Origin of the sequence: Pseudarthrobacter sp. CC4, from assembly GCF_048957775.1 — a bacterium.
GTDB lineage: Bacteria > Actinomycetota > Actinomycetes > Actinomycetales > Micrococcaceae > Arthrobacter.
On sequence record NZ_JARCCZ010000009.1, the window covers coordinates 60,070 to 84,726 of the forward strand.

Consider the following 24,657-nt stretch of genomic DNA (forward strand, 5'->3'; position numbering starts at 1 on the left):
ATCCGGGTTCAGGCGAGTTTGGTTACTTCGTACGTGTGGCCGGCCGCGCGGAGTCGCTGTATGAGCACGTCGCCGAGTGCGGTGGCCGGTGTCAGCGACCCTTTAGCGGTTGGCAGCCGGTCACTGTCGAGGGCAAGAGCGAGTGCAGTCTCCCCTGCCATCACGGCGGTGGCGGCATAGCCGGGATCACCGGGGCCAGCAGCAATCGCCCGGTAACGCTGGCCGTCCTCGGTGCGGGCGGTCACCTGGGAGTGGAACCAGCCCGCGCGCTGCGTGCTGATGCTCGGACCCGCACCCGGTACCGGAAGACAGCGGTCGAGCACCCTCCGGGTCGGCGGAAATGCCATCGCGCCCGTGAATGCCCGAAGCCCGAGTGCCATTGCCCTGGCGAGGACCGCTCCCGCCGGTCCGGGGGCCACCCCCATCACCTCGCCGTACTGAAGGGAGCGTCCGTAGGCCCAGCCCTGCAATGCGTTGCTGCGGCGCACTATCCGGGTGTTGAACGGGGCCATGATGAACGGCGCAGTCCAGGTGCCGTCAGCGGAACGGCGCACAGGCCCGGCATCGGGTGGCTGTGGTGTTGTCGGCTCCCGGGTGCGGTCGGGGCTCAGAGCGAAGGGGTCCGCGGCTAATGACCTCAGGGCGGTGCTCGATCGCATCGCGTCGAGCTGCCCGCGCATCGATTCGAGCGTGCCTCCGCTCAGGCCGCCCTTGGCCTTAGCAACGAGTTGGACCTCGACCAAACCGCCAGCGGCATCGGCTTCTGCCGCCTGATGAAGCAGCAGTACGGCGAGGTCGGACGGCACTGAGTCGTAGCCGCAGGAGTGCACGATCCTGGCTCCGCTCGTCCTGGCCAGAACGTCATAGCGATCGATCGCCTCCCGGATGAAGGACACCTCACCCGCGAGGTCGGCATAGTGGGTACCGGCCCGTGCGCAGGACTCGACGACGGGTAGTCCGTGTCTCGCGTATGGACCGACGGTTGTGAAGAGCACCCGTGTGTTCGCAGCCAGGGCGGCGATTGAGTCCGCATCCTCCGAGTCGGCTTCGATGAGGGCCCATCCGTGCGCCGCGGCCGGCAACTGCGACCGAACCGCCTCGAGTCTGGACTTGGACCGGCCCGCGAGTCCGACTCGGAGACCGGCCGGTGCATGCTCGGCGAGGTAGGCGGCGATCAGTCTGCCAACGAAACCCGTCGCTCCGTAGAGAACGAGGTCATTTTCCCGAGATGAGGTGTCCATGACTGCAGCCTTTCACAGCGGCATTGCGCTCACACCTTGAAGTACTTCGCCTCCGGGTGGTGGAACACAAACGCGTCCGTGGACTGTTCGGGGTGCAGCATCAGCTCGTCGCTGAGCACCACGCCCATCCGTTCGGGCTTCAGGAGCTCCGTCACCTTGCGGCGGTCCTCCATGTCCGGGCACGCGGGGTAGCCGAGCGAGAACCGCGCACCGCGGTACTCGAGCTTGAAATACCCTGCCGTATCCTTCGGCTCCTCGGCGGCGAAACCCAGCTCCTTGCGGATCCGTGCGTGCCAGAACTCGGCCAGCGCCTCGGTGAGCTGCATGACCAGGCCGTTGAGCTCGTAGTAGTCGCGGTACTGGTTGGCGGCGAACATCTTGGAGGTGAACTCCTCGATCTTCGAGCCGGCCGTGACCAGCTGCACCGGCAGCACGTCGATCTGGCCGGATTCGCGGGACTTCACAAAGTCCGCGAGGCACAGGTGCCGGTCGCGGCGCTGGCGCGGGAAGTTGAAGCGCAGACGGTCGCTGCCGATCGGGCCGCCTGAACCACCGTCCGGGGCGAGGAGCCCCGCAGTGCCCAGGACGCCGTCGCGATCCTCGCCGTGGTGCAGCACCACCACCTGCTCCCCCTCGGAAACCACCGGGAAGTAGCCGTAGGCGACGGACGCGTCGAGCATGCCCTCGCCGAGGATGCGGTCCAGCCAGTAGCGCAGGCGCGGCCTGCCCTCGCGTTCCACCAGTTCCTCATAGGAGGCGCCGTCCTCGCCGCGGCCGGGCTTGAGCCCCCACTGCCCCATGAACGTGGCGCGCTCGTCGAGGAACGCCGAGTAGTCGTGGAGCGAGACACCGCGCACAATGCGCGTGCCCCAGAACGGCGGCGCGGGCACGGGGTTATCGGAGGCGACGTCGGACCGGCCGGGCATCGCTTCGGGCTCGGTGACCGTGAACTTCGCGCCGCCCTTGTGGATGCGCTTCTTCAACGGCGGCAGGCCGACGTCGTCCGGCGATTCGCCCCGGGCCACGCGGACCAGCGGCTCCATGAGGGAAAGGCCCTCGAAGGCGTCCTTGGCGTACCGGACCACGCCGTCAAACTGCTCCGCCAGGTCCTGCTCCACGTAGGCGCGGGTCAGGGCTGCACCGCCGAGGATCACGGGCCACTTCTTCGCCAGGCCGCGGGACTGCAGCTCCGCAAGGTTTTCCTTCATCACCACGGTGGACTTCACCAGCAGCCCGGACATGCCGATCACGTCGGCGTTGTGCTGCTCGGCTGCGGCGATGATCTCAGCGATGCCCTGCTTGATGCCGATGTTGACCACTTTGTAGCCGTTGTTGGTGAGGATGATGTCCACCAGGTTCTTGCCGATGTCGTGCACGTCGCCGCGCACGGTGGCGATCACCATGGTGCCCTTGCCGGAGGAATCCGACTTCTCCATGTGCGGCTCGAGCAGGGCCACGGCGTTCTTCATCACCTCGGCGGACTGCAGCACGAACGGCAGCTGCATCTCGCCGGCGCCGAAGCGCTCGCCCACCACCTTCATGCCCTCGAGCAGGTGGTCATTGATGATGCCGAGCGGGGTCATGCCCTCGCTGCGCGCCAGGTCCAGGTCCTCCTCGAGGCCCTTGCCCTCGCCGTCGATGATGCGGCGTTCCAGGCGCGCGCCCGTGGGCAGTGCGGCGAGTTCGGCAGCGCGCTGGTCCTTGAGGGCTGCGGTGTCGACGCCGGCGAACATGTCCAGCATGATGGCCAGGGGGTCGTACGTGGTGTTGCCCTCGGCGTCGTATTCGCGCTTGTCCCAGACGAGGTCCAGGGCCACTTTGCGCTGCTCCTCCGGGAGGGAGGCGAGCGGCACGATCTTGGCGGCGTCGATGATGCCGCTGGTCAGGCCCGCCTGCACGGCCTCGTGCAGGAACACGGAGTTCAGGACGACCCGCGCTGCCGGGTTCAGTCCGAAGGACACGTTGGAGACGCCGAGCGTAGTGTTGATGCCCGGGTACTTGGCGGTGATCTGGCGGATGGCCTCGATGGTTTCGATGCCGTCCCGGCGGGTCTCTTCCTGGCCGGTGGCGACGGGGAAGGTCAGGGCGTCCACGATGATGTCCTCGACGCGCATCCCCCATTCGCCCACCAGGGCGTCGACGAGGCGGGAGGCGATGGCCACCTTGCCTTCGGTGGTGCGGGCCTGGCCCTGTTCGTCGATGGTCAGGGCGATCACGGCGGTGCCGTGTTCCTTCACCAGCGGCATGATGCGCGCGAAGCGGCTGTCCGGGCCGTCCCCGTCCTCGTAGTTGACGGAGTTGACCACCGGGCGGCCGCCGATGTGTTCCAGGCCGGCCTGCAGTACGGCGGGTTCGGTGGAGTCCATGACCAGCGGGAGCGTGGAGGCCGACGCGAAACGCGAGACGATCTCCTTCATGTCGGCCACGCCGTCACGCCCCACGTAGTCGATGCAGACGTCCAGCAGGTGCGCGCCCACGCGGATCTGCTCGCGGGCGATATCGACGCAGTCGTCCCAGCGCTCTTCGAGCATTGCCTGACGGAACGCCTTGGAGCCGTTCGCGTTGGTGCGTTCACCGATGGCGAGGTAGGAGGCGTCCTGGTCGAAGTTCACGTGCTGGTAGAGGGAGGCGACGCCGGCCTCGCGCTCGGTGGGGACGCGGGCTGGGCCGCTGCTCGCTTTCGTCTCGCGGGTGCGGAAGGGCGCAAGACGTTCGACGACGGCGGCCATGTGCTCCGGCGTCGTACCGCAGCAGCCGCCCACCAGGCCCAGTCCGAACTCGCGCACGAACTGCTCGTGGGCGGTGGCGAGTTCGGTGGGGGTGAGCGGGTAGTGCGCGCCGTTGGCGCCGAGGATGGGCAGGCCTGCGTTGGGCATGCAGGCGATGGCCACGGAGGATTGCTTGGAGAGGTGGCGCAGGTGCTCGCTCATCTCGTCCGGGCCGGTGGCGCAGTTCAGGCCGATGGCGTCGACGCCGAGCGGCTCGAGCGCGGTGAGGGCGGCGCCGATTTCGGATCCCATCAGCATGGTTCCGGTGGTTTCGACCGTCACCTCGACGAAGATGGGGAGCCGGATGCCGCGGGTGACGATGGCCTGCTTGCAGCCGTTGACGGCGGCCTTGGTCTGCAGGAGGTCCTGGCTGGTTTCGATGAGGAAGGCGTCCGCTCCCCCGTCGATGAGGCCCTCGGCCTGCAGGGCGAAGGTCTGCTTGAGGTAGTCGTAGCTGGTGTGGCCGAGGCTGGGGAGCTTGGTGCCCGGGCCCATCGAACCCAAGACCCAGCGCATCCGTCCGTCTGTTTTTTCTGCCGCCTCAGCGCGTTCGCGGGCGATCTTCGCGCCCTTCAGGGCGAGCTCTGCGATCCGGTCGTCGATGCCGTAGTCGGAGAGGTTGGACCAGTTCGCACCGAAGGTGTTGGTTTCGACGGCGTCGATGCCGGTGGCGAAATAGGCGTCGTGGATGTCGGCGAGTACGTCCGGGCGGGTGTCATTGAGGATCTCGTTGCAGCCTTCCAGGCCCAGGAAGTCCTTCTCCAGCGAGAGGTCCCGGCCCTGCAGCATGGTGCCCATGGCGCCGTCGGCAATGACCACGGAGTGGTTCACGGCGTCCAGAAGCTCCTGCGAACGGGCAGGGCGGGGCACGGATTCGATGTCGAGCGCAAAACGGGGCATCAAACAAGGTTACGCGGAGGGGCCAATTACATTGCTTAGTGTTTCTGTGTGCTACGGCGGGGGTGCGATGCCGGGCGCCATACCGCGAGCGCCAAGTCAAGTCTCTACATGTGACGGTAAGAGCGACCACATTCAACGACCACCCACTGCACAAAGTTGATAACGGGCTCCGGCTTCCTCAATCCAAAAAACCTCCCTCGCCTAGTTTTGACCAAGGTCGCTCCAGTAGTTTCCGGTGTCGAACTTTGACACGGCGATGCACCAACTAAAGCCGGCTCTTTGTGTCATTTTCCGAAGTCGTCTGCACGGAATTTCCGAAGTCCTCTGCACAAGTCTCGGTGGCGCCGTGCGATACGGGTCCGAGGAGGGTTGGTAGGGAAATCACGCTAAGTGGTCATGTGGCGTCGCCTGCGCGTTTGATGGCACGGTAGACGGTTGAGCGCGCTACCGCGAAGAGTTCGGCAAGTTCCACCGTGGTGTGCGTCCCTGCACGGTGAACGGAGACCAGGTGGGCTTCCTGCTTTTTGGAAAGCTTGGGCTGTTTCCCCCGCAGGCGACCCTTCGCCTTGGCGACCGCCATGCCTTCCCGGGTCCGTGCCCGGATCAAGTCGGCTTCGAATTCGGCGACCATTGCCAGGACGTTGAAGAGAAGCCGGCCCATGGGATCGGTGGGGTCATGGACGGAACCGCCGATGCTCAGCTTGACTTCGCGGCGGGTGAGTTCGTCGACAATGTCCGTCGCGTCGCGCAGCGACCGGGCCAGGCGGTCGAGTTTGGTCACGACCAGGGTGTCTCCGTCGCGGCAGGCGGCCAGCGCTTCCCTGAGTCCCGGCCTCGCCCGGTTGGCGCCGGTCAGGCCTTGGTCTGTGAACGTCTTTTCCGACGATACTCCCAGAGCGGCCAGGGCATTCTTCTGGGCGGTGAGGTCTTGGTCGTTGGTGGATACGCGGGCATATCCGATGAGGAGTCCGGTCATGGTGTTGAATGTACCGTTTAGCCCCCCGTCACCGGGCATATTTGCGGGCGGGTCTTACGGGAATCGGGCGGCTGCGGAAATCCGGCGAATCGTGATCCGAAAATTTTGGGTGGCGCTTGCGCCGGTGGGGGACCGGCTTGCGGGCGGTGTGTTCGGGGGAGTAACTGGCGGCTTGACATCTAAATCTATATAGATAGATTTGGCCTATGGAGAACTTGGGGCGGGTTACGCCAGCCACCGCACTGGTCCTGGAAGCCCTATTGTCGGCCGACAGCGTTTGGGGGCTTCACATCGTGAAGGATGTCGGTAAGAAGCCGGGAACGGTCTACCCCATACTTGACCGCCTCGAGTCGGCGGGTTGGGTTCAGGGGGAATGGGATTCATCGGAGGAGCGCAAGGGCCCTCGCCGTAGGTACTACCGCCTATTGGCTGAGGCGCGTCCTCTGGCGCAGGAGTACGTGGCGGCACAACAAGCGAAGCTTACGCCCTCTCCACTCCCGCCCTCGCCGGCAATTCTTCAGGGCCAGTGGTTCGGCGTATGAAGATGACTGAGGCTGCCCTTGCCCTCTGTGTGGCGCTGACTCCAGACCGCCTTCGGGAGGTTCGTGAGGAGCAATGGAAAGCGGACCTGCGGGACGGCCCCCAAATTGGCATCTCCGTGTCGTCGCTGCTCATCGGAGCGGCCTGTTCATCGGCAACTGCAAGGTTCTATGAGGTGCTTCACCGCGGCAGCCAGGTGCTGTCGCGTTTCAAAAAGGGGGAAAGTATGAAACTAGGACTGGGCGTGGCCGGTGCGGCCGCCATCCTATTAGTCGGCGCTGCTGTCGGCATTCAAGCAAGCGGATCAAATGCGGAAACACCGCCAGTGGCTCGAACGCCTGTGCACGACCGTCCGATCGGCGGCTACGAAGGGTGGTGGAACTCCACGCCGGAGCGCGGAAGCACGGCGAATTTGCCTCAGGAAATCGTGGCAGTGAACACCCGCACTGGTGCAGTCGTAGATGCGTTTAATCGCGCGACTAACAGCACCAGCATCCCGGACGTCAACTACGCGCCAGTTCCTGACCCGTCATGGCCAGCGAACTCCATCATCATTATCGACACCGCCTCGGGCCAGGTCGTCGAGGACTTTCTTGTTGACGAGAGGGGCGTCCCACTCGACGCGAACGGACGGCCCCTCGACGCCATTGCTGGTTAGGGAACTCCGGAGGGTGGCAAAAAGACTTGGACGTTCGCTCGCTCGGAGGGTTATAAAGTCGCGACGCCCGGTAAGGGATCCTCGAACGGAACGTGAAAACCGCCAAAAACCGAACTGTGAAAAAGCCGCCATTCCGAACCAACAGCTACAGCCGCCACACTGTAGCTATGACCTTGACTGCTTCCCGCTCGGTTGATCTCCTCGTTGGTGCGCAGACTCGATGGGGCTCGATTCCCGCGAGCACAGAGCATGAGGTGTACCAGTTCGGGTGGCTGCGCGATGGTTCGTGGTGTGCGTACGCCCTCGACGTCGCCGGGCACCACGAGCAGGCCGGGGCCTGGCATCGGTGGGTGGCGCGCACCCTGCTCGACCATTCCGCTCGGTTCGATCAGGCATGCGAGGCCGTCCATCACGGCGCGGTCACCGGCGCGGTGATGATGCCCGCCCGGTTCACCCTGGACGGCCACGAGGAAGAATCAAGCGCCGGCGACGCGGAAGAGTGGCCCAACTTCCAAACGGACTGCTACGGATTCTGGCTGTGGGCGCTAGCCGATCACGTCAACCGAGGCGGTCTGCTCGACGACACACTCACCGCCGCCGCTGACCTGGTCATCCGCTACTTGCTGGTCGCCGGTCAAACGCCCTGCTTCGACTGCTGGGAGGAACACCCGGGCAACGTGCACACCTCGTCGCTGGCCGCTGTGGCGGCCGGCCTCCGCGATGCCGGCCGGATGCTCGGGCACGACTCCGCGATCGCCGCCGCCGCCCAGATCACGGCCCGTGTCACTGGTCCCGAGCACACCCTGGGCGGAGCCTTCATCCGCTTCCCCGGTGACACGCGGGTCGACGGCTCGCTACTGTGGCTCGCAGTGCCGTTCGGCCTCATCGAGGTGACCGACCCCACCTTCGTCAACACGGTGACCCGGATCCAGCAGGAACTGGTCGTGCCGGGTGGTGGGGTCCGTCGCTATCTCGGTGACACCTTCTACGGCGGTAGTGAATGGATCCTGCTGGCCGCCTCCCTTGGCTGGGTGCAAACCCAACGCGGCGACACCGCCACCGGCGCGGCGATGCTGGACTGGATCGAAGCTGCCGCCACGGTCGACGGGATGCTACCGGAGCAGGTGCAAGATCACGTTCAATCGCCCTACATGCTTCAGTTCTGGCGCACGAAGTGGGGCCAGACCGCCACGCCGCTGCTGTGGTCTCATGCGATGCACGTCGTACTCAACGACGTATGCCGCCGCGGCTCGGCCTGAGCGGCTCGAAACGTCGTCTCACGGCTGCCGCAGCTGACAGAGCAGAGACTGGCGCGTCGATCCCATGCCGAGGTCTTCCTAAAAACGGAGGTACCTATGTGTGTGTCTCCTTGTCCGGAGCAGGATCGGCTTACGGGATCCGCCGCCAAGTGTTTTGTAGGCTTTGCGCGTGAACACACCCGAAACAGGCCGCCTCCGGTTCCGCGAGATGGACGACAGCGACCTCGACAACATCGCTGCCATGCTAGGCGATCCGGAGGTCATGGCGTTTTACCCCTCCCCGAAGACCCGGGCCCAGGCGCAGGACTGGATCGATTGGAACAAAAGGAACTACGTCGAGCACGGCTTCGGCCTCTGGCTCGTGGAAACCACGGACGGGGAATTTGTTGGTGACTGTGGACTCACCTGGCAAGAGGTCAATGGCACCCTGGCTCTTGAGGTCGGCTATCACGTTCGCGTCGACCTCCAAGGCCGGGGCTACGCGAGTGAGGCAGCAGCCGCCTGTCGCGAGTTCGCCCGTGGACTCGGGGCATCCCATCTGGTAGCGATCATTGACCCCGCAAACATCGCCTCCCAACGTGTCGCTGAAAAGATCGGGCTGTCGTTCGAGCTCACGGCAACCGACGGCGGCCGTCATCGCTCAGTCTTCGGAGCCGACCTTTAGACCGCGCGACCGTTTAGGGTTCCCCCTACGGACCGCCTCCCGCGCCCCGGGGCATCATCCCCAGCCGTCGCAGGTTCCACCTTTCTGAAGCCAACTCAACGTGGATGGCTCCGCCCCGGCGCTCAGCCGCAGCTCAGGCGGTGCTATCGAGGATCAGGCGCGCCGCTTCCGTTGGTTGGTCCCAGTGCGGGAAGTGACCGCAGTTTTCGAACCAGTGCAGCGTTGCATCCGGGAACAGCTCCGTGGCCCGCGCCGCCTCACTGGGAACGGTGACCTTGTCCTTCCGCCCCCATCCAATGACCACTTTGCCCTTGAGTGAACCGGCCGGTGCGCCTTCCTGGCGGGGTCCGTGAATCAGCGCGTTGAGGGCCGGGTCCAGACTGGTCGATGTCTTGAACCCGCGAAGCTCATGCAGGACCAGATCCTGCGGCAGCTTCCAGGGGTGGGCGGAGAACTGAGCCAACAGGGCCGTGCGGCCCACGGGGTTGCCCGTGAGGAAGGGGAGCGCCGGTTGGATGCGGCGCACCAGTGCGACGGAGGCCTTGATGCTTGCACCAAAGATCGCTGCCTGGCGGTCATTCCAGAATCCACCAGGGTCCAGTGCGATCGTGGTGCCAGCGTGCCCTCGCCGTGCCATTTCCATCGCCATGCGGGCACCCATGGAGCTGCCCACCAGATCAAGGTCACCCAGTTCACTTTCGCGAATAAAGGCTTCGACGGCATCGGTCAGCGTGGCAATGGTGGTTTCGCCGGTCAGCGGCGCGGATTCGCCGCAACCGGGGAGGTCGACGGCGATGACATCGCGTTCAGCGGCCAGCGCCGGGATTATCGGGTTCCAGTTACCAATACTGGAACCGAGCCCATGGATCAGGAGGAGTGGCTTACCGGAGCCTTGCCGGGTTGAGTGCAGCATGACTTCACTGTAAGGGGCGGTGCAAAATATCTGGCCAGAGGTCATCTGGCGAAAGGCCCGACGGCACAGCGATACGCGGTTAGGCAGCGTATCCAACACGCCTCAGGTCGAACACATCTCAGGCAGGGGCGAAGAGTTCAAGCGCCATGTTGTCGAAGGGCACTGAATTCCAGGATGTAGCCGGCGCCGATGTCCTTGACTTCCCCATGCGCAATGCCGGGCTCATTAGGGTTGACCGATCAGGGATCCCCTGCGGGAGCTTGCTTGCGATGACATCTGGATGTGCCACCAATTTGTAAGGAACGTTTGCAGGGAACACCGTTCCCGTATCTGTTATGAAGTGCTCGCTCTTAGCCTTAGAACGTAGCGGACATAGGGCCGACCAGAATCAAAGACTCCATGATCTGTGGGCTGCCAGCCCGCACTCTCGTATATTTTGCGCGCCGGAAGATTCTCAGCCAGGACTCTGAGGGTGGCTTCTGTGAATTTCTCAAGCGCAAGCGAGTAAGTGAGTTTTGTAAGCAACGACTTTCCCAGGCCTTGGGATTGGTTTCTTGGGTCCACGGCCATCAGCGTGACGTGCGCTGTTCGAGCCCCACCTGGCTGAGTGCTGTCCGTTGCCATAGCAAACCCACGGATCCTCGAAGCGCCTTCTGCGATGGAGAGAACGTTTCCTCCGCCAGCGAGCTTTTCCAACGCTCGGCGCTTCACTTGCGGATCCGGGGATGTTCTGTCACGCACGGCCAAGGCGTGCATCCAAAGTTCTGCGCACGGAGCGAAGTCTGATTCGACTCCCTCGCGGAACGTTATCGACTGCGGCTGAGTGCGCCTATTTGGGCTTTGCATCGAATCATTTGTAGCGCAGGAAAGCGAAACCGACGAATGGCGGCATCTGAGGGGCTACGGGAAGTCGGTGGACGCCACCACAATCTCCACCGTTGAGCCGGTGGACCGTCGGGTGACCAACTGGAGGTGTCCCGGTGAAGGTTCCGCTTACGGACAAGTAGCGGCCGTGCAGAGGACTTTGGACATTTCGTGCAGACGACTTCGGAAAATGACACTTTGTGAGGATTCCGTGCTTGGTCGTCGACACTGGCAAACGATCGTTTTTGACTACCGGGAAATCAGGGCCGAGCAACTGAAGTCCGGCTCCCGCGTCAGTGACTCCCCTAGCGCCCAGTCGCGCGGCTCGGAGACAGTCGATTGAAACCAGTTGGCGACGGCTCCCAGCAAAGTCCAGTCTTCTGCACAGGAGCTGGGTCAAGATAGTCCAATGGACAAGTGGACGAGCAGTGAATGGCTGGCCTTCTGGAGCATCGTGATTGGCGGCGTCATAGCTATTGCTGCGATCTTCTTCAGCATCTGGGCAGCACGGCGTTGGGGAAACCGCAGGGGAAGACTACTGCTGGCTTACAACGTCACAAATCTCATGCCTAATGGAGGGCCACGGGAAGGCCTCGGCTTCACATACAAAGGAATGCCCATGAATGACCCGCAGCTTGTGACCTTGCGGCTAAAGAATGTAGGTCCTCACGACATCACCCGAGATCACTTCGATCAGAATCAGCCGCTCTGGGTTGGACTCGACGCAACATTTATGGGCTTGATCCGCACAACCAGTACAGTCGGCATCTCCCCGGGAATGGCAATGCAGGCCATCGGAACCGAAAAGGCTCAAATTGGATTCAATCCTGGGCACTTGCCTCGAAAAGCTGAATGGATGGCAGAGTTCCTCGTAGAGGGGACTGCTGTACCAAGTTTACGAGGACTTCTCATCAACACTGACATCGACGAAGGCGAGAGCGGCAGTCGTAAGGTCCTTCGCGAGTTAGCACTAATGACTATCCCATGGCCCGGCCGCGTGTTAGCGGAACTGCTGTTCAAATAGGAAGCCAGGCAAGCGCAGTCGTCCGCTAGGAACCGGCACCGTGGCACCGTCGCCAGATACAAGTACATTCAAAATCAGTCGTTCTTGTAGTGCCTTACCGGTTCCTGATGCTCCCCAGCTAGTGGGCGTCTTACCGTCATAGCGTACCGGGGCGCTCACTAGCGGCTGACGGGCTGCCGCAGCAATTAGAGTGATCACAGACCTTTCCACTGCAGGAGACAAGAATGCGCGTGCCCAGAATATTTATTGGATCGTCCTCAGAGGGGAAGGATGTTGCCCAGCGTCTAGCAGTGCACCTGGAGGCTGACGGCTCGGCCGAAACCAATATCTGGACTTACGGCGTGTTTGATCTCGGGGAGCATGTGCTGGACGGCCTTATCCGACAGGCACAGACGTCTGACTTCGCTGTTCTGGTGCTAAGTCCTGATGACACCGTGTCCAGTAGAGATGCCATTGCCCAGGCACCCCGCGACAACGTTATTTTTGAACTCGGCCTTTTTATCGGGGCCCTTGGTAGAGATCGCACCTATATGGTGCAGCCACACGGACTTGATCTAAAACTTCCCTCGGACTTGGCAGGAGTCACCCAGGCTAGGTATCGTCCCCGATTTGATGGCGACGTCACTGCCGCGCTCAACGCGCCTGCATTAACCATCCGTGATCGAGTCAAGAAGTTGGGCCTTCGGTCTACAGCGGATACAGAACCAGCGGTCGTTCGTGATTCACATGAGCCGGCCGGAGCAGTTTCACGAGAACTGGCTAACCAACCACAGTTCGACGTCTCGCTCAATGGTGCAGCACACATTATCCTGCACTCCAAGGATGCCAGAGATCAACTCATCGAAAACGAGATTGAGAGGGCACGACGAGAGGAGGTCGAGGAAGATTCCGCGGAAGCCGGGCCGTTCTCGCTTAACTTGTCCTCAGCCAGGGCGTTGCTAGGAGTTTCACGCCTGACGTCCGACGCATTCGAAACGAAAGCAAAGGCCTGGGAGAAGGAAATCATTGGATCGTGGCCGGATATCTTGAATGAACTGGCCAGCTTCACGCTTGCCGCTCCGGTCATCAAGGTCAGCAATACCAAGCAACAGTTCTTAGAGTCAGTGCGGATTGACATACTTTTTAAAAATGCGACAGGGCTGGACAAGAAGGACCTGGATGACCTTGACCTTAATTCGCTCATTCCGCCGGTCATACCGGCCTCCAACCCACATGGTCACTCATTTATCCACCAATACATTCCCGGCCCCGTGGTTACGGGTTCCTACCCGCTGACTTGGCGCAACGAGCCCGCTGGGGTCCAGGTGGTCGTCGAGTTGGACAACCTTCGACCACAGACACCTTGGGTAAGCGATGGAGATGATTTTGTACTGATTGCCCATGCCTCAGAGGTTTTAGCGGAATGGCGCATCACCGCCCGCGGATATCACCAATCTTTTGAGGGAAGTTTCCCTGTGCCCGTCGCAGGGCAGCACGACTTCCGCTCGCTACTGGCTCTAACGAGCGGCGAGGAAGCGTGACGTCGCCTGAGGATTCACAAGTGAACAACCAAAAACAGGGTCGTCCCTGGTACAAGAAGTCCTGGTTTTACACCGTCATACTGCCGATTTTCATAGGCGTAGGTATAGCGATTTTTGGCGTGTTATTCGAATACGTCGTTGTCAAGCCGGTAGAAAATGAACCGCCTACAGCAATATTCGCGCGTATTGGGAGCCTCCTCTGGCGGGCTGTCCCCTGGATTGCCGGAGCTGTTGTTCTGCTCTTGCTGATCAAGTCCATCGTTCAGAAAAGGGGCAGAGCCCGCTGGGCTGCGCTATGGGACTTTGTTACTGGCCTTCGCTTCCGCGCCCCCGTTACAGTCAGGAAGCACCGCTGGGCGAAGGCTCGACTAGCAGCGGAGCAACAACGGGACGCAAAACGGCTGAAATTCGATGCGGGCTATGCAAAGCGTAGTGCTGAGGTGGCCGCAGAACGCGCCGCCGTGCGGAGGCCGGACTGGGAGATACGACCGCACGAACATCGTGGTCAGGTTAACTACACTCTCTACAACTACGCATACCCCGTGAGTAAGGTGCGATTGACCGCTCCTAGTGAATACTTCGATTTTGGGGGGTATGATCCGCGCTTCCCGGACCCGTTCGAGGGCCGAATCGGCGGCGGATTCTCAGGGAAGTACTTTGAAGGGCAGCCCACAGACAATGGCATGAGCGAGGGCGTCGACTTCACTATTCATTATGTGGATGAGAATGGAGACCCGCAGGAGGACCTCGTAACAGTCAAGCCTGAACTCTTGAAGCGTGCCGCGGCCGACGATGAGAAGGTCGGCTAGGTGGAGTCGGCTGAGGGTGGCAGCACTAGCAGTATCAGAGAGCAGGTTCGCCGGGCTGTTGATCCCACCGGCAAGCAGTCAATGATGTTCGCCGCTATTGATGCAGCGCCGGACCTCTACGGCTGGCTTTCAACGCTGGACCGAGAAGTCGCCGGTCAGTTCGCGTCCATGGCGGCAAGGAAAGACGAGTATGTCGAACTCCTCCGGTCTATGGAAGATGCTTTGGAGGTTCTGGTTCCTCGTGGGTGGGCGCCGTTCAACATGGATTCGGCGGTAGTGGCTTCGGCTGTCGCTCTGGTCCGTTCAGGTCGCCCTGCTGAGGCAGATGCCTTGCTGGCCGGCCAATGGGAGGACGGAAGACTCACGGGCCAGGTGTGTTCCCGTGTCTCCGTTATGGGGGCAGGTGAGGGTGAGCATGCCTACCACGATTTGTTTAGGCAACGGGCTCGCCTCCTCCGCAAGGCCCACGAGCATCACCAGGCCAGCCGCTACGATGCTTCGATTCCGATCATTCATGCCCAAATTGAGGGGCTGGTGATAGATCTGTCGTCGGGAAAGAAGTTCTTTACGAAGGGTCCGCAAAAGGCCAATCTCATCAATCCAACTCAGTTGGTCAGTATCGAGGCTTGCCTCTCAACCCTTCAGGCCATCTTCGGGGAGGGCGCAGGAGAAACCCAAGCGGCGGGAAGCTTGTCCCGCCACGCAATTGCACATGGACGCGAGCTTGCTTATGACACCAAGGAAAACTCTGCCAAGACCTGGTCTGTCATTCACGCCTTAGTCCAATGGGCACAGCCGTTGGCCCAACAGGAAGCACAGCGGCTTCGCCGGGACCGTGAGGCCAAGAACACCGGCATTGATGGTGTAAACGAGAAAGGCCAGCGAATAGACAACCGAGAGTTCCGCGAAACAAGGGCCATGCTGAGAAAGCTACTTACCCCGGCAATGGCACAACTGTCTCAACATGGGGCCGTGCAGCGAGCCATAATTGGGGATCTCTACCGCGCGAAAGACTTCCAGCAGGCAGGATTGCCGGCCGATCCCTGCATCGAAATGAGAAGATCCGCCGATGGAAAAATAATTTGGTTTTGGCGTACGACCGTTTCGGGGTGGGTGCTCGGGGCTGCTGTCGGACTGACTGGGGAAGGGTTTGATGAGTGGCTCTGTTCCGGCCCGACGCCACCTCTGGAGTCACCAACCGAGGCGCCAGCACTTTGGGGAAATGCTTTTGATACCCCAGCCGACTGGAGATCATGACGACGCCAAAAATGAGCGGGCCAGCACGGTATTCGCTGGCCCGCTCCGGTTTTCCTCTGCAAAAGACATCTGTGTTTCAGCGTAGTTGAATTCTTGACGGTGCTGCAACGGGGATGGGGACCGTCGTTGTTCCGGGTCCCGCCGTGGATTGGTTTTGGGCTTGTGTCGCGTTGAGCGGCGGTCCGCCGCTGGTGAGTGAGCGCCGTCTACGGGGATGGCTACCTCGGCCCCCGGATCGCATCCCGCACGTCCGCTGGAGGATATGCATACTCTTCCGACGCTGATGTGTGGAAAGTGTGCGCACGGAATGGTCTTCCTACCAAGAACCGTTGTGTCTTTCGGACACGGCGATTGTGAGCCCAAATATGGGTGAGTGTAAGGACAAGGCCGCTCACCAGCAGGGCGAGTATGGCGACCCCTCGAGGGTCCTGTTTCTGTAATTCGGATATTCCAAATACGCCAAGCGTCGCAAATCCAACTATTTAAAGGAATAATCCATAGACTTCAGCGGCTCTTTTCACTCGATAAGAATGACAGTTCACTCTGGTCGGAGGTGAAAGGACCAATCCGCAATCGCTTTTGCCCCCTAGCTCTAGAGAGATTGTTGCGAACTTGCACCAAGGCTGGAGGTGTCTGCAAGGTTAGCTAGCAGCTGTCATATTCGGGGATGTGTAGCTAGATGCCGTTCAGCCTCTCGCGGCCACCCACGAAGCTGCGCGTCAGTAGTGAGCTCACGCTCACGCGGTGAGCCGACGGATCTCGTCCCGTATTGCACCAGACCACCGCAGGAGTAACAGCGCGGTCCGCTGCAACGGATCGGACATGCCCGCGATTGCACTCGTTAGGGTCCAACTCCTGCCGGGGCAGATATCGGGGAACTGTCTCCTGCCTGCGAGGCGCGTCCCGGGTCGTGAGCAGCGGCCCACTTGGGCAACCATGATGACTAGGATGCCGCGCTGCCATCTTTTGGAGTCCACCCCAAGGCCGGCCCCAGCTTCCCTGCGATGTCCGTCAGGATCTGTACGTAGTCCTCATGGTAGAAGCTGAAGGGCAGTGCGAACGCCACCTCGTCCACCTTCTGGAACCCGGCGTGCGCGTAGAGCTGCTCGGCGATCTCCTCGCTCGTTCCGATCAGGTCCCGGGCGAACATCATGCCCCGCGGCCCCTGCGGCGCGGAGGTGCGGGGCGTGCGTTCGTCCACATGCCGCTGGTATTTCTCCCGCTGGGCCGCCGACGCAGAATCTGCTGGAATCACCACCAGCCCCTGCGACACCCGCGCCGAACCACGCCCGGACGCTGCAGCGATTTCCCGGAACGCTCGGATCTGCGACTGCTGGACGAGGGCGAAATCCGGCTCCTGCCCTTCGTCCGGGGAAGATCACACTGCTGGAAAGCAGGTTGAAGCCGTTCGCGCGGGCCCACACCGCCGACGTCGTCGATGATAGGTGTCAAGCTACTGACCCTCGAGGACCTCGGCTTGACCGCACTGGGCGAGCCCGGCGGGCCGCCGTCGGACGCCAGGATGGCGCCGCTGGCGTTGATGCCGTCGTCGCAGGAAAGTGATGGACGCGGCGAGCTGAGATCCCTAGGTGGCCACCGGGAGCCGGACGCCGCGGGTGATGATGGCCTGTTTGCAGCCGTTGACCGCGGCTTTGGTCTGCAGGAGGTCCTGGCTGGTTTCGATGAGGAAGGCGTCCGCTCCCCCGTCGATGAGGCCCTCGGCCTGCAGGGCGAAGGTCTGCTTGAGGTAGTCGTAGCTGGTGTGGCCGAGGCTGGGGAGTTTGGTGCCCGGGCCCATCGAGTACAGGACCCAGCACATCCGGCCGTCTTTTTTTCTGCCGCTTCCGCGCGGTCGCGGGCGATCTCCGCGCCTTTGCGGGCGAGCTCTTCGATGCGGTCATCGATGCCGTAGTCGGAGAGGTTGAACCAGTTGGCGCCGAAGGTGTTGGTTTCGACACCGATCAATCCGAACTCTATTCTTTGATCGACAGTCTCACCCGAGGGCTAAATCCGACCCTGCGAATAGAACTTGAGACCGCGATTGTCCCCGCCGCCGATGAAGACGGCATCAGTCGTCTAACTGACATTGAGGACCAAATTGCGTTTTTCAACAAGCTAATTGAGATGATTCCCGATCACCGAACGCCTCGACGGCGCCTCGTTCGGCTATTTCTTAAGAATGACAAGTTAGCTGATGCGGAGCATGAACTTACTACGGCCGAACGAGCGCTGGGTGGGGGCCAAGTTCTCGCTAGATACAACGCACTGCTCCATCTTCGTAGGACCGGCTCTTTGCCGAACCTAGAGATGAGTGATAGGAAAGCAATACTGCAGGATGCCGAGGGCATAGTACGTCGCAGCATAAGCAACCATGGTCCAGATATCGACACCTACAGGGCACTCGGTGATGTGGGACTTGCCCTGGCTGGTCGATTTAGCGAATTTGCCGCAATTGATGATGCCATCACTCTGTTGCAGGAGTTCGAAGAGCGAAATACTGACCCTGAAATACAAAAAGTGAGACGGTCACTACAGTCGCAGTTACGCTCGATAGAAAACGGAATCCCTCAAAATGACTTTGAGGTAGGAGATGATGCGGCGCTGATCGACCTCTAGTTCGTGGCCGTAATTGCACAGGAAGCGAAACTGTTCGATACTTCCTGACGCCCTGCAGGAGTTAAAATGAATGACCGACCCTGCCACGGCCGCGCCATAAGTTGGACTGACCTGCCTCCACCCGGGTTGAGGTGATGCACTCACTTAACGAATGGTTTGACGACCCGATTTCCTCAGCTGGAAATGCACAACTCGTTTTAGCGTAATATGGGTACTTGGCTCTACTTTCTGAAGCCCGACTTTGGGGCACTGCAAGAAATCAGGAGTCCTGGTCGCATGTCAACAATGGGGGAACTTTGACCAATCAACCTACCGTAGCGCTTTCCGTCGAGAACAGGCTTCTTGCTCTAGAAGCGAAGACCGTGCTGCCAGGTCCTCCTGTGTCTCAAACCACGGCAAAGGATGCTTGGACGATAGCGCTGTCTGGGGCTGCAATTTTGATTTCACTCCTCGCACTAGCCGTCCCCTTTTGGATTCAGAGTTTGGATGTGAAAAAGGAATTGAACGCTGAGCAGCGAGCAGCTATTGGACCGGTCTTGGGCGACGTTTCGGTTGCAGAAAATAAACTCTGGGATGCCAAAATAGAGTTGAGTGCCAATCAGAACGTAGCTAATGAGGCTCTGAAGGCTGAAGTTGAGGAGCTGCATGACGCGTACTTGGAGGCTACATATCAAGTGCTACCCCATGGGGGTCTAGCGGAACTTAGCGCAATGAACCGTCTCACTCAGGTTGTGTTGGGAAGTGGCTACAGTCCCGAAGAGGGACAATCGGAGGTCAAGATTAGCCAGTCAGAGATAGAAGCACACGAAGGTGCCGTAAGTGATTTCCACCGAACCTTCAGGTGTGCGGTTAATGTGCAAGACCGACGCCAGTGCGACGGATAGTATCTCACCGACCAAACGCTGGTGATTACAACTGCATCCGCACTTGCCTCAGGCTCAACCCCATCCAAACAGCTTCAGAGTTCGATTCAGATATTGTCGGCACGCTCAGTTGCTCAAACCTCCGCCACCGGAGCCGCGAACTGGGCCTCGTACAGCCGCGCGTAAGCCCCGCCCGCAGCCAACAATGAAGCGTGCGTGCCCTGCTCCACGATCTGCCCGGCCTCCATCACCAGGATGAGGTCGGCGTCGCGGATCGTGGACAAGCGGTGCGCAATGACAAAGGAAGTCCGGTCGGAACGCAAAGCACTCATCGCCTTCTGCACCAGCAGCTCGGTCCGGGTGTCCACGGACGACGTCGCCTCGTCCAGGATCAGCACCGACGGCCGCGCCAGGAACGCCCGGGCAATCGTCAGCAACTGCTTCTCCCCCGCGGACACGTTGGACCCCTCGTCGTCCAGGACCGTGTCGTACCCGTCCGGCAGCGACCGCACGAACCGGTCCACATACGTCGCCCGCGCCGCCTCCAAAATTTCAGATTCAGTGGCCGAAGGCCGCCCATACGCGATGTTGTCCCGGATGGTCCCGCCGAACAGCCACGTATCCTGCAGCACCATCCCCAGCCGCGAGCGCAGCTCGCGCCGCGGCACCGAGGTGACGTCCACGCCGTCGAGCGTTATCCGCCCGCCATCCAGCTCGTAGAACCGCATCATCAGGTTCACCAGCGTGGTCTTGCCCGCCCCGGTGGGCCCCAAAATCGCCACCGTCTGCCCCGGCTCCGCCACCAACGAAAGCCCGGAAATCAGCGGCTTGTCCGGCGAGTACGAGAACGACACATCCTCGAACACCAGCCGCCCCCGCCCGAACACCGGCCCGGCAGAAGGCTCCGGCTCCACAGACTCCTCGTCCTCATCCAGCAGCTCGAACACCCGCTCCGCCGACGCCACCCCGGACTGCAGCACGTTGGCCATGGACCCCAGCTGCGCCAGCGGCATGGTGAACTGCCGCGAGTACTGGATGAACGCCTGCACATCGCCCAGCTGCATCGCCCCGGACGCCACCTGCAGCCCGCCCACCACCGCGATCCCCACGTACACCAGGTTCCCGATGAACGTCATGGCCGGCATGATCAGCCCGGAAATGAACTGCGCCCCGAAACTCGCTACTGCCCCAGGAGGGGCAATGACTCGTTCATCTCGCAGCCCACAGTTCAGTCTGATGCCGCAGGTCAGGACGGCATCAAAGGCCTAAACGGGAGGCTTGCCGGTAACCGGTCAGAAACCGTCGTTTTGTTTCCCGATCCCTCATTCGATCTGAAGGCCTACTCTTGAAAAGCGTCGCTGCCCGCATGAGGCGGGGCGGCGACGTCGTGGGTGGCTGCGCTCTGAACTACGCCTGCGCGGCCATAGTCGCCGAGCTTCTCGACCGCATAGTCGAGCAGGGCCGAGGCTCGTCGCGTGAGGGTCATGTCCTCGGGCCAGATCCCCACGACGTTGGAGAGGGTTACGGGCGGGTCGAATGGGCGGATGGCGACCGGCCGCCCCTCGACGCTCATGGGGAGCGCGTTGGGCCGGGACATGAGCAGGCCATACCCCATGCCGCGGCCCACGAGCGCCTCGACGAGGATGATCTGGGTGACCCGGGCCGCGATCCTGGGCTCGAGCCCGCGCGCGGCGAACGCCTCGACTATATTGATGGTGCTCGGGCTCACGTCGTAGAGGATGAGCGGCTCGCCGGCGAGATCGGCGAGATCGACGGTGCTGCCCGCCGCGAGCGGGTGGTCCGGATGCAGGTGGGCCTCGAGCTCGGTCGCGTAGACCTTGCGGTGACGGTAGCCGGCAGGCAGGAACCTTTCGTATGTGATGGCCACGTCGAGGCGTCCCGACTGCAGGGCGGGGAACAGGTCCTCGTTGGTGCCCACCGTGGTCTCGAGGTCCACCCCGGGATGCCTCCGCGGGAAGCCTTCGAGGAGCTCCGGCACCACGCTCGCAGCGAAGCTCGCGTAGCAGCCAAACTTGACACTGCCCCGCAGCTCTTCTCCCAGTCGGTCGCCCTGGACGAGCTCCCGCGTGTCCGCCAGGATCCGGCGCGCCTGCATTGCGAAGTGCTGGCCCGCGGGAGTCAGCGCGAGGCCCCGCGCCTTGCGGCGCACGCATAGCTGCTCCCCCACAGTCCTCTCGAGCCCCGTGATGGCCTGGGACAGCGCCGACTCTGAGATGTGAAGATGGGCTGCCGCCGCACTGGATGTGGTGAAGTCCGGCAGGGCAGCGAACAGCTCGAGTTGCCTCAGGCTCACATCGGCCATGGCCACCTCATCGTAGATCGGGCTTCTTAAGTACAACAGAACTTTATCTGCAAATCTCTGTGATTTACATGCAGATGTGAGTTCGCTCACCATAGAGGAACAGCATCGTCCGCACACTTCACAAGGACAGCAATGACCTCTTCCAATTCCGTTAGCAATCCCGCCACGCAACGTCGCGTCGCGTTCGCGACGATCATCGGCACCACGATCGAGTGGTACGACTTCTTCATCTACGCGCTGGGCGCTGGGCTCGTGTTCAGCCAGCTCTTCTTCAAGCCTGCCGGGGAGGAAATCGGGCTCTTGCTCTCCTTCGCTACCGTCGGCATCTCCTTCCTCTTCCGCCCGCTCGGTGCGTTCCTCGCGGGGCACTACGGCGATAGAATCGGCCGCCGTGCCATGCTTGTCATCACGCTCATCCTCATGGGTGTAGCAACGACACTCATCGGCGTCCTGCCCACCTTCGCCCAGATCGGCATCGCGGCGCCGATCCTCCTGCTCCTCCTCCGCATTCTCCAAGGCGTCTCCGCCGGCGGCGAGTGGGGCGGCGCAGTCCTCATGGTCGTCGAGCACGCTCCTGCCGACCGCCGCGGTCGCGCTGGCGCCTTGCCGCAGGTCGGCGTCCCGCTGGGCTTTCTTCTCGCTTCGGGCTTGATGGCCCTCATGACCGGTGTCGTCTCCCCCGGCCAGGCCTTCCTCGAGTGGGGCTGGCGCGTGCCGTTCCTGCTGAGCATCGTGCTCATCGTCGTCGGCTACTTTGTCCGCCGCTCCGTTGAGGAGAGCCCCGTGTTCACCGAGATCGCCGAGCGCGGCCAGCAGACCAAGGCCCCGGTTGTGGTCCTTTTCAAACGTCACTGGCACCTTGTGATCCTTGCCGCGCTTGTGTTCGTGGGCAATAACGCCGTGGGCTACATGACCACCGGCGGCTTCCTCCAGAGCTACGCCACCGGCAAGCTTAAGATAGACACTACGGCGATGCTCATCGCGTCCACGGTCGCCTCGGCGGTGTGGTTCTTCGCGACGCTCATTGCAGGGCGCCTCGCCGATTCGATCGGCCGGCGAAACACCCACCTCATCGGCTTCGCCGTACAGGCACTGATGGCCTTCCCGCTATTCTGGCTCGTCAACACCGCGACGCTACCCGGCCTCTACGCCGGCCTGGTCCTGCTCTCGATCGGCCTCGGCCTCACATACGGGCCTCTGGCAGCCTGGTACGCCGAGATCTTCCCGGCATCCGTTCGTTTCTCTGGAGTGGCCATCCCCTACGCCATTGGGTCAATCCTCGGCGGGGCGTTCGCTCCCACCATCGCCCAAGCACTGCTGCAGGCCACCGGCACCACGACTGCGGTCTCCTGGTATATCCTCGTGGCCACCCTCGTCGGGGCCGCGGCGACGCTGTGCCTGCGCGACCGGCGCGGTATCCCGCTCGGCCCGGACCACGAAGCCGAGCAGGCCAGCGGCGCAACGATGTTCGCCCCCAACGTGGCCCACAGGGAGCTTGCGGCGAAGCCGTAGCGACCCCGTTCCCCTTCCACCGTGGCGTCCACGGAACTATTCACCATGCCGTCGTGGCCCCTTATGGTCGGCAAATTCAAGGATTACGTAATGCAGTCGAGGAGAACCGATGGTAAATCACACCACCAGAGTCGCGGTTATTGGAGGGGGGCTGGGCGGGCTTACCGCTGCGATTGCCCTCACGCGGATCGCCGGTGCCCACGTCACGGTGTTCGAGCAGGCAAGAGGGCTGGGCGACGTGGGCGCAGGCGTCACTGTCGCTCCGAATGGCCAGCGCGTTCTCGACAAACTCGGTGTGCTTGAACAGGTCAAGCGCGCAGGCGCCACTCCGGATGGCCACGGCGTCTACCAGGACGCCATGGGCAACGTTGTAGCCGAAGCAGCTTGGGAAGATTCAGCAAAGCGGTATCAAAATGTCGGCATGTACAGGCCAGACCTGGTAGACGTTTTGTCTCAAGAGGTCGCGCCCGACACGATCCGTCTCGGCCATCGTCTGACGTCGATTCAGACGCTAGACACAGGCGTCCGCCTCGAATTCGAGAACGGCGTACACGATGAGTTTGATGCAGTGGTGGGCGCGGACGGCATCCACTCGGTGGTGCGGGATTCTCTGATGCAAACCCCCGACCCCGTCTACTCCGGATTCATAGCGTTTCGCGGAGTACTTGACGCGGCCCTCCTTCCCGATGACTGGCCCATGATCAGCCAGGTATGGATGGGTGAGGGAAAGCACTTCATGTGCTACCCGCTGCAGCAGCGCAAGTTGTTCAACTATGTCGGGTTCGTACCCAGTGACAGGCCGCTCAAGGAAACCTGGTCGGCCCCGGGGGACGTGAGCGAACTCGCCGCCGAGTTTGCGGGTGAGAAATGGGACCCGAAGCTTCGCCACTTCATCCAGCTCATCGACCAGACCTTCTGGTGGGGCCTCTACGACCACGAGCCACTCACTAATTGGTCGCGAGGGCGCGTCACGTTGCTTGGGGACGCAGCACACACCATGCTGCCGCACGCGGGCCAGGGAGTGAACCAGGCAATCGAGGACAGCATTACTCTTGCCTTCTTCCTCAGGGAGGCCGAAGACGCCGATGAGATTGCCGAAGCCTTCAAGCGCTACACCGCCGTTCGAATGCAACGCACGGCGATCCTGCAGAACAGCTCTCGCAGAAGCGGCTCACAATTCGACGCGCAGAATGAATTTGAGGACATCAAGAAGCGTGACGCTGATTTGCGCGCAGGACGCGATTTTCGCCGAAGTGTGCTCTTCGACTTCGACGCGGTGGCAGCCGCCGAAAAAGCACTCAAACGATTCAGGAGGATCTAGTTCGCATGACATCGATCAGCATCATTGGCACTGGCAAGATGGGCTCAGCAATTGCCGAAGTATCAGCGCGAGCCGGAGCGAGTATCCAAATCATCCGGCGCAGGGCGGGGGCTGGCTCGTCCGCCGAGCGTCCGGATGCGGATTATGGGCTTGTCGGCGATGAACTCACAGGTGACCTCGTCGTCCTCGCAGTTCCGTATGAAGCGTACCCGAACATACTTGAGCACTATCGGGATCGACTCAGCGGCAAGGTGGTCATCGACATCAGCAACCCCATTGATTTCACCACGTACGATGAGTTGCTGGTCCCATCAGACTCCTCGACTGCGGTTGAACTTTCCAAGGCCCTCCCGGTGGGCGTTACAGTCGTGAAAGCGTTCAACGTCAATCTCGGCGACACGCTCAGCACCGGCACCAATGGCACAACGCGCACGACTGTCCTGTTCGCCGGAGACGATGCAGAGGCGAAAATAGCAGTCGCGGCCCTCCTCGAAGCGGCAGGACTCCGGGCGGTCGACGCTGGTCCTCTTTCGCGTGCGAGGGAACTTGAGGCAATGGGCTTTCTCCAGATCGTATTGGCAGCTATCGGGAAAACACGCTACGAGTCCGGATTCGCACTGCTGCAGTGA

Annotated in this window: 20 protein-coding genes and 3 pseudogenes; 13 read left to right on the forward strand and 10 right to left on the reverse strand. The window is 61.8% G+C overall.

The genetic code is table 11. The annotated features are described in order from the left end of the window. Positions 1 to 8 precede the first annotated feature (8 nt). The 3 genes from PV768_RS07535 to PV768_RS07545 all read right to left on the reverse strand — a co-directional run bounded on the left by PV768_RS07535 (position 9) and on the right by PV768_RS07545 (position 5,885). Positions 9 to 1,241, reverse strand: coding sequence for a saccharopine dehydrogenase family protein (locus tag PV768_RS07535; RefSeq protein ID WP_421092688.1), 1,233 nt, complete (start codon positions 1,239 to 1,241; stop codon positions 9 to 11). Positions 1,242 to 1,270: 29 nt separating this feature from the next. Next, on the reverse strand, positions 1,271 to 4,909 hold the full coding sequence (gene metH, locus PV768_RS07540) for a methionine synthase (protein ID WP_421092689.1): 3,639 nt from the start codon (positions 4,907 to 4,909) through the stop codon (positions 1,271 to 1,273). 394 nt (positions 4,910 to 5,303) lie between these two features. Then, positions 5,304 to 5,885, reverse strand: a complete 582-nt coding sequence (locus PV768_RS07545; RefSeq protein ID WP_421092690.1) for a recombinase family protein — start codon at positions 5,883 to 5,885, stop codon at positions 5,304 to 5,306. A gap of 206 nt (positions 5,886 to 6,091) precedes the next feature. Here PV768_RS07545 and PV768_RS07550 point away from each other — a divergent pair, with 206 nt between their 5' ends. The 4 genes from PV768_RS07550 (at position 6,092) to PV768_RS07565 (ending at position 9,006) form a co-directional block, all read left to right on the forward strand. Next, positions 6,092 to 6,427 (forward strand): helix-turn-helix transcriptional regulator, encoded by a 336-nt coding sequence (locus PV768_RS07550; protein ID WP_421092691.1) that lies wholly within the window; start codon positions 6,092 to 6,094, stop codon positions 6,425 to 6,427. Further along, positions 6,424 to 7,083, forward strand: a complete 660-nt coding sequence (locus PV768_RS07555; protein WP_421092692.1) for a hypothetical protein — start codon at positions 6,424 to 6,426, stop codon at positions 7,081 to 7,083. The genes PV768_RS07550 and PV768_RS07555 overlap by 4 nt, the downstream gene beginning before the upstream one ends. Before the next feature lie 167 nt (positions 7,084 to 7,250). Next, complete coding sequence (locus PV768_RS07560) at positions 7,251 to 8,342, forward strand: glycoside hydrolase family 15 protein (protein ID WP_421092693.1); 1,092 nt, start codon at positions 7,251 to 7,253, stop codon at positions 8,340 to 8,342. Positions 8,343 to 8,511: 169 nt separating this feature from the next. Then, positions 8,512 to 9,006, forward strand: coding sequence for a GNAT family N-acetyltransferase (locus PV768_RS07565; RefSeq protein WP_421092694.1), 495 nt, complete (start codon positions 8,512 to 8,514; stop codon positions 9,004 to 9,006). 133 nt (positions 9,007 to 9,139) lie between these two features. Here the strand turns inward: PV768_RS07565 and PV768_RS07570 are convergent, their stop codons facing one another. Together PV768_RS07570 and PV768_RS07575 are read right to left on the reverse strand one after the other, a co-directional pair. After that, positions 9,140 to 10,015 (reverse strand): alpha/beta fold hydrolase, encoded by an 876-nt coding sequence (locus PV768_RS07570; RefSeq protein WP_421092695.1) that lies wholly within the window; start codon positions 10,013 to 10,015, stop codon positions 9,140 to 9,142. Between the two features lie 237 nt (positions 10,016 to 10,252). After that, on the reverse strand, positions 10,253 to 10,765 hold the full coding sequence (locus PV768_RS07575) for a GNAT family N-acetyltransferase (RefSeq protein WP_421092696.1): 513 nt from the start codon (positions 10,763 to 10,765) through the stop codon (positions 10,253 to 10,255). Between the two features lie 427 nt (positions 10,766 to 11,192). Between PV768_RS07575 and PV768_RS07580 the strand changes: the two genes are divergently transcribed. From PV768_RS07580 to PV768_RS07595, 4 genes are all read left to right on the forward strand, one after another. Further along, positions 11,193 to 11,807 (forward strand): hypothetical protein, encoded by a 615-nt coding sequence (locus PV768_RS07580; protein WP_421092697.1) that lies wholly within the window; start codon positions 11,193 to 11,195, stop codon positions 11,805 to 11,807. Positions 11,808 to 12,031: 224 nt separating this feature from the next. Next, positions 12,032 to 13,327 carry a TIR domain-containing protein gene (locus PV768_RS07585; protein ID WP_421092698.1) on the forward strand — a complete coding sequence of 432 codons (1,296 nt, stop codon included), beginning with the start codon at positions 12,032 to 12,034 and terminating at the stop codon, positions 13,325 to 13,327. 20 nt (positions 13,328 to 13,347) lie between these two features. Further along, positions 13,348 to 14,136, forward strand: coding sequence for a hypothetical protein (locus PV768_RS07590; RefSeq protein WP_421092699.1), 789 nt, complete (start codon positions 13,348 to 13,350; stop codon positions 14,134 to 14,136). 81 nt (positions 14,137 to 14,217) lie between these two features. Next, entirely contained in the window at positions 14,218 to 15,393 is a 1,176-nt protein-coding gene (locus tag PV768_RS07595; RefSeq protein WP_421092700.1) for a hypothetical protein, read from the forward strand. A 218-nt stretch (positions 15,394 to 15,611) separates the two neighbouring features. Here PV768_RS07595 and PV768_RS07600 read toward each other — a convergent pair whose 3' ends face one another. The 3 genes and pseudogenes from PV768_RS07600 to PV768_RS07610 all read right to left on the reverse strand — a co-directional run. Next, positions 15,612 to 15,875 (reverse strand): DUF3953 domain-containing protein, encoded by a 264-nt coding sequence (locus PV768_RS07600; RefSeq protein ID WP_421092765.1) that lies wholly within the window; start codon positions 15,873 to 15,875, stop codon positions 15,612 to 15,614. 461 nt (positions 15,876 to 16,336) lie between these two features. After that, a pseudogene (locus PV768_RS07605) lies at positions 16,337 to 16,832 on the reverse strand (LLM class flavin-dependent oxidoreductase); the annotation flags it as partial. Between the two features lie 155 nt (positions 16,833 to 16,987). Continuing rightward, a pseudogene (locus PV768_RS07610) lies at positions 16,988 to 17,361 on the reverse strand (homocysteine S-methyltransferase family protein); the annotation flags it as partial. 12 nt (positions 17,362 to 17,373) lie between these two features. On the opposite strand from PV768_RS07610, the gene PV768_RS07615 reads away from it, so the two are divergent. Both PV768_RS07615 and PV768_RS07620 read left to right on the forward strand, forming a co-directional pair. Beyond that, the gene (locus PV768_RS07615; protein WP_421092701.1) at positions 17,374 to 18,009 is read left to right on the forward strand and encodes a hypothetical protein; all 636 of its coding nucleotides are present in this window, start codon (positions 17,374 to 17,376) and stop codon (positions 18,007 to 18,009) included. A gap of 215 nt (positions 18,010 to 18,224) precedes the next feature. After that, positions 18,225 to 18,893 (forward strand): hypothetical protein, encoded by a 669-nt coding sequence (locus PV768_RS07620; RefSeq protein ID WP_421092702.1) that lies wholly within the window; start codon positions 18,225 to 18,227, stop codon positions 18,891 to 18,893. Positions 18,894 to 19,006: 113 nt separating this feature from the next. On the opposite strand, the pseudogene PV768_RS07625 reads toward PV768_RS07620, so the two are convergent. Together PV768_RS07625 and PV768_RS07630 are read right to left on the reverse strand one after the other, a co-directional pair. After that, positions 19,007 to 20,053 (reverse strand): annotated as a pseudogene (locus PV768_RS07625) (ABC transporter ATP-binding protein); the annotation flags it as partial. A gap of 158 nt (positions 20,054 to 20,211) precedes the next feature. Then, positions 20,212 to 21,195, reverse strand: a complete 984-nt coding sequence (locus PV768_RS07630; protein ID WP_421092703.1) for a LysR substrate-binding domain-containing protein — start codon at positions 21,193 to 21,195, stop codon at positions 20,212 to 20,214. A gap of 132 nt (positions 21,196 to 21,327) precedes the next feature. Between PV768_RS07630 and PV768_RS07635 the strand changes: the two genes are divergently transcribed. The 3 genes from PV768_RS07635 to PV768_RS07645 all read left to right on the forward strand — a co-directional run bounded on the left by PV768_RS07635 (position 21,328) and on the right by PV768_RS07645 (position 24,657). Beyond that, positions 21,328 to 22,707: an MFS transporter gene (locus tag PV768_RS07635; protein ID WP_323058260.1), complete on the forward strand. Its 1,380-nt coding sequence runs from the start codon at positions 21,328 to 21,330 to the stop codon at positions 22,705 to 22,707. A gap of 109 nt (positions 22,708 to 22,816) precedes the next feature. Further along, positions 22,817 to 24,028, forward strand: a complete 1,212-nt coding sequence (locus PV768_RS07640) for an FAD-dependent monooxygenase (RefSeq protein ID WP_421092704.1) — start codon at positions 22,817 to 22,819, stop codon at positions 24,026 to 24,028. A gap of 5 nt (positions 24,029 to 24,033) precedes the next feature. Further along, a complete protein-coding gene (locus PV768_RS07645; RefSeq protein ID WP_421092705.1) occupies positions 24,034 to 24,657 on the forward strand; it encodes an NADPH-dependent F420 reductase in 624 nt (207 codons plus the stop codon).

Bases quoted from the DNA above. Each gene is read 5' to 3' on its own strand.
- PV768_RS07535 (WP_421092688.1), bottom strand. From the start codon at position 1,241: ATGGACACCTCATCTCGGGAAAATGACCTCGTTCTCTACGGAGCGACG.
- metH (WP_421092689.1), bottom strand. From the start codon at position 4,909: ATGCCCCGTTTTGCGCTCGACATCGAATCCGTGCCCCGCCCTGCCCGT.
- PV768_RS07545 (WP_421092690.1), bottom strand. From the start codon at position 5,885: ATGACCGGACTCCTCATCGGATATGCCCGCGTATCCACCAACGACCAA.
- PV768_RS07550 (WP_421092691.1), top strand. From the start codon at position 6,092: ATGGAGAACTTGGGGCGGGTTACGCCAGCCACCGCACTGGTCCTGGAA.
- PV768_RS07555 (WP_421092692.1), top strand. From the start codon at position 6,424: ATGAAGATGACTGAGGCTGCCCTTGCCCTCTGTGTGGCGCTGACTCCA.
- PV768_RS07560 (WP_421092693.1), top strand. From the start codon at position 7,251: ATGACCTTGACTGCTTCCCGCTCGGTTGATCTCCTCGTTGGTGCGCAG.
- PV768_RS07575 (WP_421092696.1), bottom strand. From the start codon at position 10,765: ATGCAAAGCCCAAATAGGCGCACTCAGCCGCAGTCGATAACGTTCCGC.
- PV768_RS07580 (WP_421092697.1), top strand. From the start codon at position 11,193: ATGGACAAGTGGACGAGCAGTGAATGGCTGGCCTTCTGGAGCATCGTG.
- PV768_RS07585 (WP_421092698.1), top strand. From the start codon at position 12,032: ATGCGCGTGCCCAGAATATTTATTGGATCGTCCTCAGAGGGGAAGGAT.
- PV768_RS07595 (WP_421092700.1), top strand. From the start codon at position 14,218: ATGATGTTCGCCGCTATTGATGCAGCGCCGGACCTCTACGGCTGGCTT.
- PV768_RS07630 (WP_421092703.1), bottom strand. From the start codon at position 21,195: ATGGCCGATGTGAGCCTGAGGCAACTCGAGCTGTTCGCTGCCCTGCCG.
- PV768_RS07635 (WP_323058260.1), top strand. From the start codon at position 21,328: ATGACCTCTTCCAATTCCGTTAGCAATCCCGCCACGCAACGTCGCGTC.
- PV768_RS07640 (WP_421092704.1), top strand. From the start codon at position 22,817: ATGGTAAATCACACCACCAGAGTCGCGGTTATTGGAGGGGGGCTGGGC.
- PV768_RS07645 (WP_421092705.1), top strand. From the start codon at position 24,034: ATGACATCGATCAGCATCATTGGCACTGGCAAGATGGGCTCAGCAATT.